Source organism: Shewanella avicenniae (assembly GCF_017354945.1).
In the GTDB taxonomy this organism is placed as follows: domain Bacteria; phylum Pseudomonadota; class Gammaproteobacteria; order Enterobacterales; family Shewanellaceae; genus Shewanella; species Shewanella avicenniae.
The window spans coordinates 3,864,098-3,881,700 of record NZ_CP071503.1 but is presented as its reverse complement, the minus strand read 5'-3'; the positions used below and the strand labels follow the sequence as shown (position 1 = coordinate 3,881,700).

Genomic DNA, 17,603 nt, shown 5'->3' with positions numbered 1-17,603 from the left:
ACGCATTAAGAAATAAAGGAAGTTAGCAATGCCGAAATTACGTTCTGCCACCAGTACCGAAGGCCGCAATATGGCCGGAGCTCGCGCCCTGTGGCGTGCCACCGGAGTTAAAGACAATGATTTCGGCAAACCGATTATTGCCATCGCCAACTCATTTACTCAGTTTGTTCCCGGCCATGTGCACCTGAAAGACATGGGCGCGTTGGTGGCATCTGCCATCGAAGAAGCGGGCGGTATTGCCAAAGAGTTCAACACCATTGCGGTGGATGATGGTATCGCCATGGGTCACGGCGGCATGCTGTATTCGCTGCCATCACGCGAGCTGATTGCTGATAGCGTGGAATACATGGTCAATGCCCACTGTGCCGATGCGCTGGTGTGTATCTCTAACTGCGACAAAATCACCCCGGGAATGCTGATGGCTGCGCTGCGGCTCAACATTCCAGTAGTGTTTGTTTCTGGCGGCCCAATGGAAGCCGGTAAAACCAAGCTGTCAGACAAGATCATCAAACTCGATTTGGTGGATGCGATGGTGGCTGCGGCGGATCACCGTGTATCGGATGCAGACAGTGAAAAAATTGAACGCAGCGCTTGTCCAACCTGTGGTTCGTGCTCAGGCATGTTTACCGCCAACTCAATGAACTGTTTGACCGAAGCTTTGGGGCTGTCACTGCCGGGCAACGGCTCGCTGGTGGCGACTCATGCAGATCGTCGCGAGCTGTTCTTAGAAGCAGGTCGTAGGGTGATGGAGCTGGCAAAACGTTATTACCAACAAGATGATGCCAGTGCATTGCCACGTAATATCGCTTCATTTAAAGCCTTTGAAAACGCCATGACATTGGATATCGCCATGGGCGGTTCATCCAACACGGTACTGCACTTGCTGGCTGCCGCGCAGGAAGCGGAAGTTGATTTCACCATGGCAAACATCGACCAATTGAGCCGCAAAGTGCCGCACCTGTGTAAAGTGGCACCTTCTACGCCGCTGTACCATATGGAAGATGTGCATCGCGCCGGTGGCGTGATGGGTATTTTGGGTGAGTTAGCTCGTGCCGGTTTGCTGCACACTGACGTACCACACGTGGCCGCCAACGGCGGTACTTTGGCGGATGTACTGGCTAAATATGATGTGGTGGTGACCGAAGATGCCGCAGTGAAAGAATTCTTCCGCGCAGGTCCGGCCGGTATTCCAACCACCGTGGCCTTTAGCCAAGATTGCCGTTGGGAAACGCTGGATGATAACCGCGAAAGTGGTTGTATCCGCAGCCGCGAACATGCCTTCAGTCAAGAAGGTGGTTTGGCAGTGTTGTTCGGTAATATCGCCGCCAACGGCTGTATTGTAAAAACAGCGGGCGTGGATGAATCAATTTTGAAATTCACCGGTAAAGCGCGAGTTTATGAAAGCCAAGAAGATTCAGTAGCAGGTATTTTGGGGGGCGAAGTGGTAGAAGGCGACGTGGTGGTGATCCGCTACGAAGGCCCGAAAGGCGGCCCTGGCATGCAAGAGATGTTGTACCCAACCAGCTACCTGAAATCACGCGGTTTAGGTAAAGCTTGTGCGCTGATCACCGATGGCCGTTTCTCTGGCGGTACCTCTGGTTTGTCAATCGGTCACGTGTCACCAGAAGCCGCCGCGGGCGGTGAAATTGGTCTGATTGAAACTGGCGATATCATCGAAATCGATATTCCAACCCGTGGTATATCTCTGAAAGTGAGCGCTGAAGAGCTGGCAGCCCGCCGCGCGGCGATGGAAGCCAAAGGCGCCCAAGCGTGGAAACCTGTTTCACGTCAACGCCCGGTGTCGATGGCATTGAAAGCCTATGCACTAATGGCCACTAGCGCAGATAAAGGCGCAGTGCGCGATCGCAGCATGTTGGAGGATTAATATGTTAGCGCTCGCGTCCCAGTCGCAACTGTCACTGGCCAACTACTATCTACAGCGGATTTTGCTGTCTAGCGTCTATGACGTTGCGAAGGTGACGCCGCTGTCTAACCTCAAAAAACTGTCGGCACGGCTCGGCTGCGATGTGTTCCTCAAGCGGGAAGATATGCAGCCAGTGCACTCGTTCAAACTGCGCGGTGCTTACAATCGCATTGCCGAGTTAAGCGCTGAAGAAGCTGCCTGCGGTGTGGTGTGTGCCTCGGCCGGTAACCACGCACAAGGGGTGGCGTTATCGGCGGCCAGCCGCGGCATCAGCGCGGTGATTGTAATGCCAAGCACCACGCCAGATATTAAAGTCGATGCGGTACGTCGCCTCGGCGGCAATGTGGTGTTGCACGGCCAAGCGTTTGACCAAGCGAATGAATACGCCATGTCGCTGGCACGTGATGAAGGCCGTGTCTATATCGCGCCGTTTGACGATGAAGCGGTGATCGCTGGTCAAGGCACCATTGCCCAAGAGATGTTGCAACAGCAGCGCGATCTGGATGTGGTGTTTGTGCCTGTGGGTGGTGGTGGTTTGATTGCTGGCATCGCAGCCTACTACAAAGCGGTGAAGCCGGAAGTCACCATTGTTGGGGTGGAGCCGGTCGACGCTGCCTGTTTAAAAGCGGCGATGGAAGCCGGTGAAGCGGTCACGCTCGAACAAGTGGGCTTATTTGCTGACGGCGTGGCGGTAAAACGCATCGGCGCTGAACCGTTTCGGTTGGCTAAAGACTATGTTGATGAAGTCATTACCGTGACCTCCGATGAAATCTGCGCTGCTATCAAAGATATTTTTGAAGATACTCGTGCGATTGCTGAACCTGCAGGTGCGTTGTCACTTGCTGGCTTGAAAAAGTACATGAGCCAGCATCAAGGCGAAGAGCGTAAAGTGGCGGCCATTCTCAGTGGTGCCAACGTGAACTTTCACAGTTTGCGTTATGTATCAGAGCGCTGCGAACTCGGCGAACACAAAGAAGCGGTATTGGCAGTGACGATTCCTGAACGTCCTGGCGCGTTTTTGCAGTTTTGCGAAACCCTTGGCAAGCGTTCAATTACCGAGTTTAACTACCGCTTTAGCGGCCGCGATCGCGCCGTGGTGTTTGCCGGAATTCGGGTCAACCAAGGTCAGCCAGAGTTAGATGAATTAGTTAGTTCTTTAGTGGGCAATGGCTTTGCTGTGCAGGATCTTACCGAAGATGAAACCGCGAAATTGCACGTGCGTTATATGGTCGGTGGCTTACCACCAGAGGCGCTGCAAGAACGTTTGTTTAGCTTTGAGTTTCCTGAGCATCCCGGTGCCTTGCTGAAGTTCCTGCAAACACTGCAAAGCAAGTGGAATATCAGTTTGTTCCACTATCGCAACCACGGCGCGGCCTTTGGCCAAGTGCTGGCGGGCTTTGAAGTGCCTGCGGCGGATGATGCCGCATTTGCCACCTTCTTGGACGAGCTCGGCTTTGGTTATCAAGACGAAACCAACAGTCCTGCGTATCAGCTGTTCCTAGCACATAAGTAGCTGCACACAAGTAACTGCACGTAAATAGCGCCCCATAAATGGTGCGCTCTATCTCCCCCGCGAGCGGTTATCGCCGGCGTGGGGGATTAATTTTCTGCACGCTGTCATTGCCAATAGAAGTGCAGCGTTAGCCAAAAGCCGAGCAGAGCTAATTAGCTATCTGTGATATGGTCAATTCAGTTTTTCGCTCACGTATGAGCATTCGTATCGATAACGCAGCAAGGAGACCCAGCATGATTGCCGCACCGCAAACTAACGCGTTTAATCCACCTCGTCGTATTTTGATGGGACCCGGCCCTTCAGACATCTATCCTGAAGTGCTTGCAGCGCAATCACGTCCAACTGTCGGTCACCTTGACCCGCTGTTTATCGGTATGATGGATGAGCTAAAAGCGCTGATCCAATATGCATTTCAAACCCAAAACCAGATGACCATTGCGGTATCTGCGCCCGGCAGTGCGGGGATGGAAACCTGCTTTGTTAACTTGGTCGAGCCCGGTGAGAAAGTGATTGTGTGTCGCAACGGTGTGTTTGGTGAGCGTATGCGCCAAAACGTTGAACGCATTGGCGGTGTTGCCGTGGTGGTTGATACCCCGTGGGGCGAGCCTGTGAATGTCGAAGACGTGCAGCAAGCACTCGAAGCCAACCCAGATGCCAAATTCCTCGCCTTTGTACACGCAGAAACCTCAACCGGTGCGCTGTCAGATGCCAAAACCCTGTGTGCGCTGGCGAAAAAATACGGTTGCCTCAGTATTGTCGATGCAGTGACCTCCCTCGGCGGTGTTGAACTGCTGGTGGACGAGTGGGGCATTGATGCCATCTATTCTGGCAGCCAAAAATGTTTATCCTGCGTGCCGGGTTTATCGCCAGTGTCGTTCTCTGATGCGGCAGTTGAGAAACTGAAAGCGCGCAAAACCCCTGTACAAAGCTGGTTCCTTGACCAATCGTTGGTGATGGGTTATTGGAGTGGCAACGGCAAACGTAGCTATCACCACACTGCACCCGTCAACGCTTTATACGCCCTGCACGAGTCACTGCGCAAATTGGCCGATGAAGGCTTAGAAAACGCATGGCAACGCCATAGCCAGATGCACCAACTGCTAAAAGCGGGCTTAGAAAAATTCGGCATCAAGTTTGTAGTGGCTGAAGCGTCACGCTTGCCGCAACTGAATGCTGTCTATATTCCTGAAGGCGTGGACGATGTAGCGGTGCGCAGTCGCTTGCTGAATGACTACAACCTTGAAATCGGTGCAGGCCTTGGTGACTTAGCTGGCAAAGCATGGCGTATCGGCTTGATGGGTTACGGCGCCCGTCGTGAGAATGTTGCCTTGTGTTTGCGCGCCTTGGAAGAAGTGCTCGGCTAATTCACTCGCTCCGCTCAAACAGAAAAGCAGCTCATTGAGCTGCTTTTTTCATTGGCTAACATGCGCGTCTAACATCGTGGCTACTGGTTATGCAGTGCGGTAAACAAGGTCATGCTGGTGGTAAAAATCACTGCGAGCCAAATCCAGCTGCTCGGTTTGGTTTTCTTTTTGGTTTGCCGTTGTTGATAGTGACGCAGCATGGCGTCGATATTGCCTTTGAGCTGACCAAAACGGTTAAGTTGGTAGCTGTCACTGTCGGGCATAATCACAAAGTATTCGCGGTGCGCTTTGGTGAATTGTTGCAGACGAGAAACGGGAATGTCAGTCGTGGCAGCAAGTTGCGCGAGGCTTAGCCCCTTTTCGGCATTGGCATCTAATACCTTTAGCAGTTGCTCCATTTCATAAACGCTTAACATTCAGGATCCTTTTGGAAGTCGATAGTCCGATAGTGGCATTGATATCATGGGGATGTAAATGAAAAATCCAAACTTGAGTTTGGATTTTTTCTAATGAGGTTGGCTCGCTATTGGGTTCTATAGGGAATCAGCTCACGCTCTTGCGACACGTTAGGCAAAGTTGAACTCATCTACCTCATCTGCGTCCTTAAACTGATGCTGAATTTCCATCATTCGTGGCAGATTCGCCAGAAATATCTCAACTAACTCAGGATCAAAGTGTTGACCACTGTTTTGTTTGAGGTAGTTTGCGGCGTCTTCGACAGACCAAGCGGCTTTGTAGGGTCTTACCGACAACAGCGCATCAAACACGTCACATACTGCCGCAATTCGACCTTCTAACGGAATCGCCTCGCCAGACAGCCCAAGCGGATAACCCGTGCCATCCCAGCGTTCATGATGGGTAAGGGCAATGCGGCGTGCCATCTGAATCACTTCGGTATTGTTTTGTGGCACAATCTCGCCACCAATCTGAGGGTGGGATTTCATGCAGACCCACTCTTGCTCTGTCAGTTTGCCTGGTTTTAACAGCACATTATCTGGAATGCCAATCTTGCCGACATCGTGTAAGGGGCTGGCGAGCAGGATCATGTTGCACCATTGGCTATCTTTGCCGATGCATTTTGCCAGTTCAGCGCTCATACGGCTCATACGATGAATATGTTGCCCTGTTTCGTTATCGCGAAATTCCCCAGCGCGAGCCAGTGCCATATTGAGTTCGGTTGCTAGCTTTTCTAAGTTACTTGCAACAGAGTTGTAATAGACAGATGTCGTTAGCCCCATGTCCATAAAGATGACTTTATTCAGTGCCGACAAGTATTGAAATTCTTGCTCGATATCGTCGCCTAGAGCTTCGCGTACTTTACGTACCAGATGGCGCATCATGATGTTATAGGCACCGGTATAAAAATGCATATCAACGCCAATCTTATGGTGGGTTCTACCAATACGCTTACTGGTGTCGATATAACTCTGGTCTAAATTGCCTTTAAAAACATACTCTTTCCAGTAGCGCTTTTGATGTTGTTTGGCACGCATCATGGCTTCTGGCTGTTCGTAAAACAGTTTTGTGCCCTCAAAAGAGGTCAGTTTGTCGTAGAGCTTGTCAACGATCTCATCGATATGTTGTTCGATAATCCAATAGTTTTGTTGCAGGGTGCTGATGGTGTGGTCATCGATGGCAAGATAGGTCTTCCATTGCTCAAATTTGTAATCCATATGCGTCCTTTACATATTGCAATAAAGTGCTAGCTACATCGGTCGGTGGCAAACAACAGCAACAAAGACGAACAAGTCGTGCCCTTCAGCTGTTACTTAAGGCGCCTGAACAATATTTTGCAACAAAACTGTTCAGCCTATTATTCAGCTCATGACGAGGTGCTAATTAGCAGGTTGGCTTGATGATAAGTATTGTTGTAACTCACTCATTGTGCGTCTAGCTTTTTTGTCTATCAGGCTGATTTTTCGTATTAATTTTTGCTGGTTGTCACAAATGTACGCTATTTTTCTCGGCGAAATAACTCGCCAATCCAAGAATGTCGTGATAGGGAGCGCTAGCAAAAATGGTTGGATTACAATGAGATGTATACTGCTTTACTTGCTATTGGTCATAAAAAGCACTACTCATTGGAGTTCATTAGTGCTACAAAAAAGATAAACCGCCGTTGAATCAAATGGATGTCAGATGAATAAAGCCTTATTAGCCGTTATTGTGGTGGTAGTGTTGCTCGTGGGGCTATTTCTAGGTCGCATGACCTCTACAGCAACTAACGCGTCTCTCCCTGCTGCACCTGTAGCCGCGGAGATGACGCCCGCAGCCGCAGCTCCGGCTATTGCGCCCCAGCCAAGTGCTGCTCCTGTTGCTGCTGCATCAACGGCCTCTGTCGTCGCGAATAAACCCGAACAAGCACCAGAAGCCGTTGAATCGTTGGATGAGCTGCTTACCGATAACGGCCAAGGCAACGATGCCTTACGCGCAAAAGCGCTTAGCCAGATGTCTGCCACCCAATTAGAACAGCTGATTACCAATCTGGATCAGCAACTGACTGAGCAATACGCCGTGACCAAAAAGGCTGGGTTACAGGATGGTGTTAACGATTATTTCAATCAACATGGTGAACTGTTGCAACGGGAGTTTCAGTGTTCCAATAAATTGTGCGGCTTGATTCTGGAGTCGGTAGACAATGATCAAGTGCAACTGGCCGATGCGCTCGACAGTCTCTCAGCCACCCCAGAATTTAAAAAATTATCGAGAGGCGGTACGCTCATGATTAAGCAACAAGATGGTCGCTATCTTGGGGTGATGATTACTTCGATTTCTCAGCAACCGTTGACTATACAAGCCAACTAACCCAAGTACCGTAGCGGCAACTAACTACGCTAAATGCGTTGCCGATTGGCAAAATCGACAATCAGCAGGGTGAGCGACCGTTGCCGCTCCAATCATTTTGGCAGCAGTGACTGAGTTAGCCCTTTGTTGGCATCCGCGCCGAGTCATCAGCTTCCGTGTGAATGTGTGGATAAGATGCATGGACTTCGCCGACATTCCACGCCATGTCATAGCCGGTTCGAGCTGCTTCTGCCGCGTTAAGTATTCGAGCTTGAAGCGGTTGCGTTAATTTGCTTTTCCCTACTGAATAAACGCCTTTACCTTCATCGCCCCAAGCCCATTGAGTACCACCACCGTAAGAGATGACGATGCTAGTGGTTTGCTGTGGATATTGGGTAAAAATATATGATCCCATGGGCGCTGGAGCGTTGGCAAAATCTGGATTGTCGGTCTGTTTGAGTTGGGTATGAAAGTTACCCGCGAGTAGTAACATTTTTTGACCGTGATACGCAGAAATGATGTTATTTGCCATTAACTTATCACGGTTCCCCGTTGGCTCGTTGAATAGCAAAATGGACAAGTTTGGGTGGATTTGTTTAGTTTGTACCATACGTTTCAGTAACTGATACATGGCTTCGCTGCTGCGGCCATCGTGCGGTGCCACCCATTCATCATCGGCCGTTAACCAGCTATCCAGCGATGCTTGGTCGGTCAGTTCTATGTCTTTTATGGCTGAGAGTTCAAAACCGACGGTCAGCGGTTCATTCGGTGCCTTTTCCAACACGTTGCACACCAGATTATAAAAGGCTTGCGGGGTTTCCTTGGTGCCGTGGGATTCGCCAATTAAGCTGATATGTTTAGCTTGTACGGTATCCATTACCAATTGTGGCACGGGCTCGCAGGCCGAACTTAGCAGTGGCGTGCTTGCAGCTACGCCCGCTAACAATGGTGTGAGTAATTTCCATGTGTTGGTCATGATGATGCTTCCATGATTGTGCAATAAAGCAGCATTTTTGATGATACTCTATTAGAGGTAAATCGGTTTGCTGGGGTTTTGTGAGTCTTTGTTCAAAAAGGAAATATTGGGGTAAGTGATAGGAACTATTTGGAATGTTGTGGATTTTATCCACAACATTTGGAAGTGGGGTATCGTTGCCGATTGAAATCGGTATCTTCAAGAAAATTCTTGGACTGCCCGACAAATACACCCACAGTTTAGGCGCTGAAATTGTGCCAAAACCGCCTTTGCTATAACGGGTAAACGGCGATTTCGGTGTTACTACCTTAAGCAAATAGCTCTGCGGCTAACTTGTGCACTTCAGCTTGTACGCCAGCGACGAGTTCAGGTGCAGCTGAGCGTGGGTTACCACAATCAAACGGTGGCTGTGGATCGTACTCTAGTAGCAGTTGCAGCACTTGGGCGGCAGCGGCGCCTTGCAGTTTGGCAACCAGTGTCAGTGTAAAATCCAACCCAGCAGTAATGCCCCCTCCGCTGATATGATTGCGATCAATCACCACTCGTTGATCCACCACTTCCACCTGTTCAAAGCGTTTAAATACCTCTTTGTAGGCCCAATGGCAGGTGGTTTGATAGCCATTGAGCAAACCGGCACTGGCCAAGATCAACGCGCCGGTGCATACCGAGGTAATGTATTGTGCTTGGCTGCCCACTTGGCGCAAAAAGGCCAAAGTGGTTTCATCCTGCATGGCTTGATACGGGTTGCCACCGCCAGCGACCAGAAGAATATCCATTGAAGGACAATCTGCAAAACTGTAATTCGGGAGCAGATCTACCCCAGCATCACATGGCAGTGGCAGGGCGGTTTTGGCAAAGGTAAAACATTCGATACCTTGGGCAAATGCCAGCATTTGCAGCGGTGCATAAGCATCGAGCATCGTCATGCCAGGATAGAGAAAAATACCAACAGTTATTGGGGCAGCGTTCATCATGACTCCTAAAACATCGCGTTTGAGATTAGCGGGGGTCATCATAGCCAGTGCGCTAGCGGTTGGCGTGCGACAAACAGTGGCAACTGTTCCGGACGGAACAAAAGAGAGTTTTTGTTCCGCCTTGCTTGTTGATTTGCCAGTGAGTGGGTAGGGTGTGACATCACCTTACTTTAGCGCCATGTGTTATGCACAATGTTAGCGAACTGAGTGAAGCACTCAATCCCATCAAACAACGCGTGATGCGTGAATTCCTCAAGCTATTAAAAAATAAAGACTACTGTGATATTTCGGTGTCTGAATTAACCAAAGCCGCCAAGGTTGGCCGTACCAGTTTTTATCGCATTTTTAACCGTAAATTAGATGTGCTGATGGCCTGTCACGAGCAACTGTTTAGCCAGCTATTTGCCAGCAAAAATACTGCTGAGGATTGGTTGGCTAAGGAGCCTGCTGCCAATGTGGTGGAGATGCTGCGCTTTTTTAACAGCAACAGCGCGTTTCGGCGCTCGATGGCTTATCAGTTGGGAAGCGACATGGCATTGGCCAATCGTCTGCTTCGGCAGCAGTTAGAGGTGTTTATTAGCGAGCGCTTGCAACAATGTTTTGGGGAGCGCTTGCAAATTCCGGCGTCTATCCTTGGGTGCGCCATCGGTGGTTTGTACTTCAACCTGTTTACTATGGGGGTGATGGGCAGCGCACTCGATAACGAACTCAACTCGCCGGAGCGGCAAGCGGGTTATCTGCAACAGTTGACGAGTGCTCAAATAAAAGCGGCGCTCGCTGAAAGCTAACGCCGCTGGAATGAATGAGTTGCTGCCGCTCACCACGGTGATTTACACCGGGGTGTTTATGCGGTTTTATCGGCCAGTGTTACTTATGTAGAAGTGATTTCAACCCGTGTGGTTGGCACCGCAAATACTGCGGCGCACACTTCACCTCAGCACCTAACGCTGCTGCCGCATGCCACGGCCAACGTGGGTTGTATAAAATACCGCGCGCCAGCGCTACGGCATCGGCAGCACCGGTCTCTATAATCGCCTCTGCTTGCTCAGGTTCGGTAATCAAGCCCACCGCAATCACCGGCATCGACACTTTGGCTTTAATCGCTTGCGCCAGTGGCACTTGATAGTCGGGGCCTACTGGAATTTGCTGCGCCGGTGACAAGCCTCCGCTGGAGACATGCAGATAATGACAACCGCGACTGTCGAGCAGCTGCGCCAGTTCGACGCTTTGTTCGAGATCCCATCCACCTTCAATCCAGTCGGTGGCGCTGATGCGTACGCCTACCATAAAGTCATGCGGTAGGGTTTCTTTAATCGCATCGAATACTCGGAGCAGCAAGCGCATACGGTTTTCTAAACTGCCGCCAAACTCATCTTTACGATGATTACTGATCGGCGATAAAAACTGATGCAGCAGATAACCGTGGGCGGCGTGGATTTCAATCCCATCAAAACCGGCGGCACGTACGCGTTGCGCACCAGCAACAAACTGATGGATCAGATCATTGATTTCCGGCTTGGTGATCTCCCGCGGCGGCACGTCACTGCTTTGAAACGGAATCGCGCTCGGGGCGAGGGTGTTCCAGCCATGGATATTCGACGGTGGCAACTGAGTACCGCCTTGCCAAGGGCGACTGCAAGAGGCTTTGCGGCCAGCATGACCGATTTGCACAATCGCCGGCATGTTGGAATCGCGGCGAATATCTTGCAGTAATTTTCCCAGCGCATCTTGGCAATGGATATTCCACACCCCGATATCGGCATGGGATATACGGCCTTCAGGGGCAACGGCGCTGGCTTCTAAAATCAATAACCCAGCACCAGATTGCGACAAGTTACCGTAATGCTGCCAGTGCCACGGCTGCACCAGGCCATTGTCGGCGGAATACATGCACATAGGTGCGATGATGATGCGGTTGTCCAGCTGCAGAGGGCCGAACGCAATCGGTTGAAACAGGTGGGACACAATGAAATCTCCCGGCAAGTTGAGCACGATTAACGATGAGTCTATCCATACTAAACCTGCCGCGGCGGATTTGCAGCCACAAAAAATGTGTTAGAAATTACGCTTCACTTCAAAGCGCCATTCCCAGCCATCCACGTGGTCGCTATTGCTAAACGGCATACTGAAATCGATATGCACCACGTTGCCATAGCTGGAGCGGGAAGAGTAAATTCGGGCGCCGATACCGACCGCACCAATCATCCCTTTGATTTCATTGTCACGGGCTAACTCGCCGCCAAATGCGCGGCCGACATCGACATAAGCCACCCAACCGAGTTCAGCGAGTTGGTAGAGGTTGATGTTTGGGTAGTTGCGGACTTCGGCACTGAACACCCATTGATGATCGCCCAGTTGAAAGTCGTTGGGGTAGCCGCGCACACCGTTGTCATCGCCCAGCCCCAATGGCCAATCGAGATAACGGTTTTTGCTGGTCACCATCCGTAACCGGCTATAGGCGGTCCACTTTGGACTGAAGCGATAGAAGTATTCGGCGCCGCTCCCGAGTTTCAGGTAATCCGGTTGAGTAGTGCCTTGGGTGAGTTGCATATCAAAGTCGAGCAATAACAACTGGCTTTCGCTGCTGTAACCGCGCGATGTGTCCCACCACAAGTGATAACCCAAGCCATCGGTGTCGTTGGTTTCAACCCCGATACGGCCAGTGTGGTGCCAGCCTAAGTTGATATCTTCATTAAAATTAATCAGATGCACATTCTGCATCACCACAAATTCATCTTGCAGGTATTCCCACTGTAGCCACGGATAGACAAATTTACGGTCTTCGGGCAGCGGCATAAAGGTGTAAAGCTCTTCGCTAAACTCGTGAAAATCTTGGCTGATACCAAACAGCAGTCGCTGATGGGTGTCGGCGTCTTCGGCCAACTTAAAGCCCCAAAATAGCCCAACTTGCTTTAAATATTCACGATACTGGCTGATATTACGGCCATTTTGGCGAAAGGTGTTGATGCGGTCGTTGCGTAGGTAGCTGACGCCGTAGGAGTCTTCGCCGCTGAGGGTGTAAAACGGTTTTCTAAAGGCTAAATAGGCGGCGCTACCATCGTCATTGCTGTGAAAGTCGGCGGCCACTTGACCATGCTCCACCCAAGGTACGGCGGAACGCAGATTAAAGCGGTAACCGCTGCGGTTTTCATCGGATTGATACTCAAATTGCGATTGAATACCGAGGCCGAGAATGTTGTCGTCTTTGATGCCGAGCGAATATTTGTTTTCACCGCCGGTACGGCCAAAATCCACGGTGGGGAGCAATGACCATTGATCCCAGGTTTCCACCAAAATATTTACGCTATCGCTGTTGGCGCCGCTGCTGGGATCGGCGGGGACGATGCTGATCACCGCATCGCGCAAATAGGGTTCAGCACGCAAAATCCGTTGCGCTTCATCCAGCTGTTTGCGGGTAACGAGGTCGCCTTCGTGGAAGCTAAGCCGATCGAGAATCACGTGTTCTTTGGTGTTGATATGCAGGGTGTTGGCCCAGCTATGGAGGAAAATGGCGTTCTTTGCCGACTCATCAAAAATCGGATGGCTTTGCACAATAATCTTACCAACGGTGTAGCTGGCAGCGTCGGTTTGCTGATTAGCGGGGGCTTGCGCTGCAACTACAGCAAAGCTAATCATCCCCATGATTAGCAGTACAACTCGGCAGCTTCGAACCATACACACCTCCAAACATCTACACGCGGATGCAGGATTTCTCCGCGTTTATAGAATCATAGACGCTTTTTTGTAATGGAGATGTTAATTGGATCGCTGATTAAATGCTACAAGGTTGAACGCGGAGGAATCACAACGTTGGAAAAAATTAATCCGGCAATCAATGACATAAAAATTAAAAACAGCTGAGGCCCTAGGTGTGGCTGGTTTAGCAGGGTTTCGCCGGAGACAAAGGCATTCAGCCCCATGTAGGTTTTACTGCCGGGTACCAAAATCACAATCCCTTGCAGCAACGCGATAGAGGCGGGCGATTTGGTCCAGCGCGAAAACAGGTTAGCGTAGATGCCCACCACAAAGGCACCAAAGAAAATACCGATGGAATCGCCAAGGTAGATACCGCCAAACATGGCCGAGAAAAATGCCAGTACCCCGGCAAAAATCCCCCACGGTGCATCTTTAAGGCGCGCTTTAAAAATAAATACCAGCGCCGCCGACAACAGTGGCACCGCCAACCAACTCGCCCAACGTGGCAGTGGCATTGGCTCAATAAACAGATATTGCCCTAGAATGGCTGTGCCAATCGCCACCCCAAGCACCGCGCCAAAATAGAGCTTAAACAGCAGCATGATGGCGTCCATGATGCGCATGGTGCCCGACATCAAGTCGCGGGCGGCGAGTTCGGCTAAGCCGAGGGTGAGCGCCAGACCGGGCACAAATACAATCACCCCTGAAAGAATCACCACCGGAATATTAATCGAGGCATCAAACTGCGCGATGATGCAGGCCAAGATCCCCGCCACAAACGAGGCACTGGGTTCCAACAATTCCGCCATGCGTTTCGAGCGTTCGGCGGCAAATGCCAACGGATAAATTAACAAGCCAATCACGCCTGACCAAAATACATCATTCCAGCTGGTGGCCATTAGCATGGCAAAGGCTGCGGCGGCAGTGCCAAAGGCGCCAAGGGTGAGCAATGGGCCGTATGGATTGGGTTTATTGGCGATCTCTTCTAAGCGGGCAATCGCTTCGCTGAGGGTGCGTTGGCCAGTGCGCAACTCTTCCACTAACTCATCGGTACGTGCCAGTGAGCCTAAGTCCAGTTCGCCCGGTTTGACCCGCGCTACATGGTTATATTCTTGGTCGGTGTCGTGCTGCAGTACAAAGGTCATGGAGGTGGGCGAAATTAAAAAATAGCCATCCAGCCCCAGAGTTCTAGCCACGGTTTGCAGGTGCGTCTCTAAACGATAAGCCGGTGTGCCAAATTTATGCAGCGCTTTACCAAGTTGAATGATAAAGCGCCGTTTTTCGATAAATTCTTGATTATCCACAATAAGCCCTGCTATTCGCGACCAATAATAACCGCAACCATATGGTTACGGCGCGCATTTTAAGCCAATGTTTTGTAAAAGGAATAATGACATAAAAATATAATTTACTTAATGTGATGTTGTCGCTTTCTCGGCGATATAAATGAAGGATTTCAACATGACGCTTTATGTTTCAGGGTTATATGCGGCGCTAAGTGGTTTATTGCTGCTGGGATTAAGTGCGCTGGTGGTATTGGTGCGGGTAAAAAAGAACGTCGGCATTGGCGATGGCCAACAACCATCCTTAATCGCAGCGATTCGAGCGCAGGGCAATTACGTAGAATATGCGCCGATGGTGTTGTTGCTGCTGGCACTTGCAGAAGTGGCAAAATTTGAGCCGATGTGGCTGCATATTCTCGGCATCGTCTGGCTGGTCGGGCGCTTGTTGCATGCTTACGGTATGGTCAAAGCAGAGGGCGGTGTACACCTTGGCCGCTTGGTGGGCATTCTCTCCACTTGGGCGGTTTTGCTGCTGCTCAGCGGGATTAATCTCTATTTGTGGGCGCTGAATTAACCGCGAACAACGGCATAGGTTAATAGCGAGTAAAAATTCGGTATTTGCTTAAATATTGTTCACACTGAAACAGTGGGTGCTGTTATACTCCGCGCCCCTGACAAGCGTTGTCAGCCACCAGATTTTACGGGTTGAGTTTTTCATGCAAGTTGAATCCAGTTTATTCCGCTATCCTCGCTATCGTAACGATTTGAAACCAGCGCCATTCCTGCCGATGTCTAAAAAAGAGATGCAGCAGTTGGGCTGGGACAGTTGCGACATCATCGTGGTGACCGGTGATGCGTATGTTGATCATCCTAGCTTTGGTATGGCGGTGATTGGCCGCCTATTAGAAGCGCAAGGATTCCGCGTCGGCATCATTTCTCAACCCGACTGGCACAGTAAAGAAGACTTTATGCAGCTGGGCCGCCCGAATCTGTTTTTTGGAGTGACTGCGGGCAACATGGATTCGATGATCAACCGCTATACCGCGGATCGTAAACTGCGCCATGACGACGCCTATACGCCGGGTAACGTGGGGGGCAAACGTCCAGATCGCGCCGTGACTGTGTACACCCAACGCTGTAAAGAAGCTTACAAAGATATTCCTGTGGTGCTGGGTGGCATTGAGGCCAGTCTGCGCCGTATCGCCCATTACGATTACTGGCAAGATAAAGTACGCCGTAGCGTGCTGTTTGATGCCAAAGCCGACATTCTGATTTACGGCAACGCAGAACGACCTTTGGCAGAAGTGGCTCATCTGTATGCACGGGGTGCCAGCATTGATGAGATGCAGAATATTCGCGGCACGGCGGTATTGCGCCGCGAAGCGCTGCCAGAATGGCGCGGGGTGGACTCACGTAAAATCGACCAACTGCATAAGATTGATCCAATCCCCAATCCTTATGGCGCTGACGATGTGGGTTGCCAGAACCTATCGGGCCCAAGCGATGCTAAGATTTTTGATAATGACGCGCCGCAGCCTATTAGCGTGCAACCGCCAAAACCGCGACCATGGGAAAAAACCTATGTGTTGCTGCCAGCGTTTGAGCGCGTGAGTGAAGACCGCTTCCTTTACGCTCATGCTTCGCGCGTGTTGCATCAAGAAACCAACCCCGGCTGTGCCCGTGCTTTGTTCCAGATGCACGGCGATCGCGGGATTTGGGTCAACCCGCCAGCGTTCCCCCTCAATACGGACGAGATGGACGCCGTGTTTGATCTGCCGTATCAGCGCGTGCCGCATCCCGTGTATGGCAAGGAGAAAATCCCTGCTTATGACATGATCAAAACCTCGATTAACATTATGCGTGGTTGCTTTGGTGGCTGTTCGTTCTGCTCGATCACAGAGCATGAAGGCCGCATTATTCAAAGTCGCTCGCAAGAGTCGATTATTCGAGAGATCAAAGAGATCCAAGCGAAAGTGCCCGGCTTTACAGGGGTGATTTCCGATCTCGGCGGCCCAACCGCCAACATGTATCGTTTGGGTTGTAAAAGCGAAAAGGCAGAGAAAACCTGTCGGCGGTTGTCGTGTGTATTCCCGGCTATTTGTGGTCACTTAGATACCGACCATCAGCACACCATCGACCTGTATCGCGCTGCCCGTGATGTGCCCGGCATCAAAAAAGTGCTGATCGCCTCTGGCGTTCGCTACGACTTGGCGATTGAAGATCCGCGCTACGTGAAAGAGTTGGTAAAACATCACGTTGGCGGCTATTTGAAGATTGCCCCAGAGCACACCGAAGAAGGGCCGCTGTCGAAAATGATGAAGCCGGGCATGGGTACCTATGACCGCTTCAAAGAGCTATTTGACCAGTATTCAAAAGAAGCTGGTAAAGAGCAGTTTTTGATCCCGTACTTTATCTCGGCGCACCCCGGCACCACCGATGAGGATATGCTTAATCTTGCGCTGTGGCTCAAAGAGCGAAAGTTCAAGCTGGATCAAGTGCAAAACTTCTATCCCTCACCGATGGCAAACGCCACCACCATGTACCACACCGGGCTGAACTCGCTGCGTAACGTCAAGCACGACAGTGAAGAAGTACCGATTGCCAAAAAAGGCCGTCAACGCCGCCTGCACAAAGCCTTGTTGCGTTATCACGACCCTGCCGGTTGGTCGTTGATCCGCGAAGCGTTAGTGGCGATGAAGCGCGAAGATTTGATTGGTACTGGCCCGCAACATCTGGTGCCGCCGGAAGGGCGTGCAGAGCAATTTGCCCGCCAGAGCGGCGCCAAAGCTGGCAAAGGCCAGCAAGGCCTGACCCGCTTTAGCAGCAATCAGTTCGATAAAGGCGTTGCTAAGCCAAGCGCCAATGCTAAACAAGGCGAAAAGCGAAAAGCATCAGGCGCAAGCCAAGCGATGAGCAATGGCAAGCCTGGGACAAACGGCAAGCAGAGCGGAAGTGGAAAGCCGAGCGCGAATGGCAAACCTGCCAACGGGAGTAGCAAACGCGGCAATCAACGCCCCGGCGCTAAACCTGTGTTCGGCAAATCACCGAGCCAACATCGCAGTAAATAGCTGCGTTGAGCGCTGAAATTG

General features: G+C 51.0%; 15 protein-coding genes. 8 read left to right on the top strand and 7 right to left on the bottom strand.

Going from position 1 to position 17,603, the window contains the following annotated elements; translation table 11 throughout:
* Positions 1-28 precede the first annotated feature (28 nt).
* From ilvD to JYB87_RS17090, 3 genes are all read left to right on the top strand, one after another.
* The gene (ilvD, locus tag JYB87_RS17100) at positions 29-1,885 is read left to right on the top strand and encodes a dihydroxy-acid dehydratase (RefSeq protein WP_207354644.1); all 1,857 of its coding nucleotides are present in this window, start codon (positions 29-31) and stop codon (positions 1,883-1,885) included.
* Between the two features lies 1 nt (position 1,886).
* Positions 1,887-3,437, top strand: a complete 1,551-nt coding sequence (gene ilvA / locus JYB87_RS17095; RefSeq protein WP_207354643.1) for a threonine ammonia-lyase, biosynthetic — start codon at positions 1,887-1,889, stop codon at positions 3,435-3,437.
* A gap of 233 nt (positions 3,438-3,670) precedes the next feature.
* Entirely contained in the window at positions 3,671-4,801 is a 1,131-nt protein-coding gene (locus tag JYB87_RS17090; RefSeq protein ID WP_207354642.1) for a pyridoxal-phosphate-dependent aminotransferase family protein, read from the top strand.
* A gap of 80 nt (positions 4,802-4,881) precedes the next feature.
* On the opposite strand, the gene JYB87_RS17085 is transcribed toward JYB87_RS17090, so the two are convergent.
* Positions 4,882-5,217, bottom strand: coding sequence for a hypothetical protein (locus tag JYB87_RS17085; RefSeq protein ID WP_207354641.1), 336 nt, complete (start codon positions 5,215-5,217; stop codon positions 4,882-4,884).
* A 150-nt stretch (positions 5,218-5,367) separates the two neighbouring features.
* Positions 5,368-6,474, bottom strand: coding sequence for an HD domain-containing phosphohydrolase (locus JYB87_RS17080; protein WP_207354640.1), 1,107 nt, complete (start codon positions 6,472-6,474; stop codon positions 5,368-5,370).
* A 466-nt stretch (positions 6,475-6,940) separates the two neighbouring features.
* Between JYB87_RS17080 and JYB87_RS17075 the strand changes: the two genes are divergently transcribed.
* Positions 6,941-7,606: a hypothetical protein gene (locus tag JYB87_RS17075; RefSeq protein ID WP_207354639.1), complete on the top strand. Its 666-nt coding sequence runs from the start codon at positions 6,941-6,943 to the stop codon at positions 7,604-7,606.
* Positions 7,607-7,721: 115 nt separating this feature from the next.
* On the opposite strand, the gene JYB87_RS17070 is transcribed toward JYB87_RS17075, so the two are convergent.
* Positions 7,722-8,561 carry a TraB/GumN family protein gene (locus JYB87_RS17070; protein ID WP_207354638.1) on the bottom strand — a complete coding sequence of 280 codons (840 nt, stop codon included), beginning with the start codon at positions 8,559-8,561 and terminating at the stop codon, positions 7,722-7,724.
* 134 nt (positions 8,562-8,695) lie between these two features.
* Here JYB87_RS17070 and JYB87_RS17065 point away from each other — a divergent pair, with 134 nt between their 5' ends.
* Complete coding sequence (locus JYB87_RS17065; protein WP_207354637.1) at positions 8,696-8,839, top strand: hypothetical protein; 144 nt, start codon at positions 8,696-8,698, stop codon at positions 8,837-8,839.
* A gap of 30 nt (positions 8,840-8,869) precedes the next feature.
* Here JYB87_RS17065 and JYB87_RS17060 read toward each other — a convergent pair whose 3' ends face one another.
* Complete coding sequence (locus tag JYB87_RS17060) at positions 8,870-9,532, bottom strand: DJ-1/PfpI family protein (protein WP_228729901.1); 663 nt, start codon at positions 9,530-9,532, stop codon at positions 8,870-8,872.
* A gap of 188 nt (positions 9,533-9,720) precedes the next feature.
* On the opposite strand from JYB87_RS17060, the gene JYB87_RS17055 reads away from it, so the two are divergent.
* Positions 9,721-10,323 (top strand): TetR/AcrR family transcriptional regulator, encoded by a 603-nt coding sequence (locus JYB87_RS17055; RefSeq protein ID WP_207354635.1) that lies wholly within the window; start codon positions 9,721-9,723, stop codon positions 10,321-10,323.
* 79 nt (positions 10,324-10,402) lie between these two features.
* Here JYB87_RS17055 and JYB87_RS17050 read toward each other — a convergent pair whose 3' ends face one another.
* The 3 genes from JYB87_RS17050 to JYB87_RS17040 form a co-directional block, all read right to left on the bottom strand.
* Entirely contained in the window at positions 10,403-11,500 is a 1,098-nt protein-coding gene (locus JYB87_RS17050) for an NADH:flavin oxidoreductase/NADH oxidase (protein ID WP_207354634.1), read from the bottom strand.
* A 90-nt stretch (positions 11,501-11,590) separates the two neighbouring features.
* Entirely contained in the window at positions 11,591-13,210 is a 1,620-nt protein-coding gene (locus JYB87_RS17045) for a BamA/TamA family outer membrane protein (RefSeq protein ID WP_207354633.1), read from the bottom strand.
* A gap of 104 nt (positions 13,211-13,314) precedes the next feature.
* Positions 13,315-14,535, bottom strand: coding sequence for a threonine/serine exporter family protein (locus JYB87_RS17040; RefSeq protein WP_207354632.1), 1,221 nt, complete (start codon positions 14,533-14,535; stop codon positions 13,315-13,317).
* A gap of 157 nt (positions 14,536-14,692) precedes the next feature.
* On the opposite strand from JYB87_RS17040, the gene JYB87_RS17035 reads away from it, so the two are divergent.
* Positions 14,693-15,088: an MAPEG family protein gene (locus JYB87_RS17035; RefSeq protein WP_207354631.1), complete on the top strand. Its 396-nt coding sequence runs from the start codon at positions 14,693-14,695 to the stop codon at positions 15,086-15,088.
* 142 nt (positions 15,089-15,230) lie between these two features.
* Entirely contained in the window at positions 15,231-17,582 is a 2,352-nt protein-coding gene (locus JYB87_RS17030; protein WP_207354630.1) for a YgiQ family radical SAM protein, read from the top strand.
* The last annotated feature ends 21 nt before the right edge of the window (positions 17,583-17,603 follow it).

Bases quoted from the DNA above. Each gene is read 5' to 3' on its own strand.
- ilvD (WP_207354644.1), top strand. From the start codon at position 29: ATGCCGAAATTACGTTCTGCCACCAGTACCGAAGGCCGCAATATGGCC.
- ilvA (WP_207354643.1), top strand. From the start codon at position 1,887: ATGTTAGCGCTCGCGTCCCAGTCGCAACTGTCACTGGCCAACTACTAT.
- JYB87_RS17090 (WP_207354642.1), top strand. From the start codon at position 3,671: ATGATTGCCGCACCGCAAACTAACGCGTTTAATCCACCTCGTCGTATT.
- JYB87_RS17085 (WP_207354641.1), bottom strand. From the start codon at position 5,217: ATGTTAAGCGTTTATGAAATGGAGCAACTGCTAAAGGTATTAGATGCC.
- JYB87_RS17080 (WP_207354640.1), bottom strand. From the start codon at position 6,474: ATGGATTACAAATTTGAGCAATGGAAGACCTATCTTGCCATCGATGAC.
- JYB87_RS17075 (WP_207354639.1), top strand. From the start codon at position 6,941: ATGAATAAAGCCTTATTAGCCGTTATTGTGGTGGTAGTGTTGCTCGTG.
- JYB87_RS17070 (WP_207354638.1), bottom strand. From the start codon at position 8,561: ATGACCAACACATGGAAATTACTCACACCATTGTTAGCGGGCGTAGCT.
- JYB87_RS17065 (WP_207354637.1), top strand. From the start codon at position 8,696: ATGTTGTGGATTTTATCCACAACATTTGGAAGTGGGGTATCGTTGCCG.
- JYB87_RS17060 (WP_228729901.1), bottom strand. From the start codon at position 9,532: ATGAACGCTGCCCCAATAACTGTTGGTATTTTTCTCTATCCTGGCATG.
- JYB87_RS17055 (WP_207354635.1), top strand. From the start codon at position 9,721: ATGCACAATGTTAGCGAACTGAGTGAAGCACTCAATCCCATCAAACAA.
- JYB87_RS17045 (WP_207354633.1), bottom strand. From the start codon at position 13,210: ATGGTTCGAAGCTGCCGAGTTGTACTGCTAATCATGGGGATGATTAGC.
- JYB87_RS17035 (WP_207354631.1), top strand. From the start codon at position 14,693: ATGACGCTTTATGTTTCAGGGTTATATGCGGCGCTAAGTGGTTTATTG.
- JYB87_RS17030 (WP_207354630.1), top strand. From the start codon at position 15,231: ATGCAAGTTGAATCCAGTTTATTCCGCTATCCTCGCTATCGTAACGAT.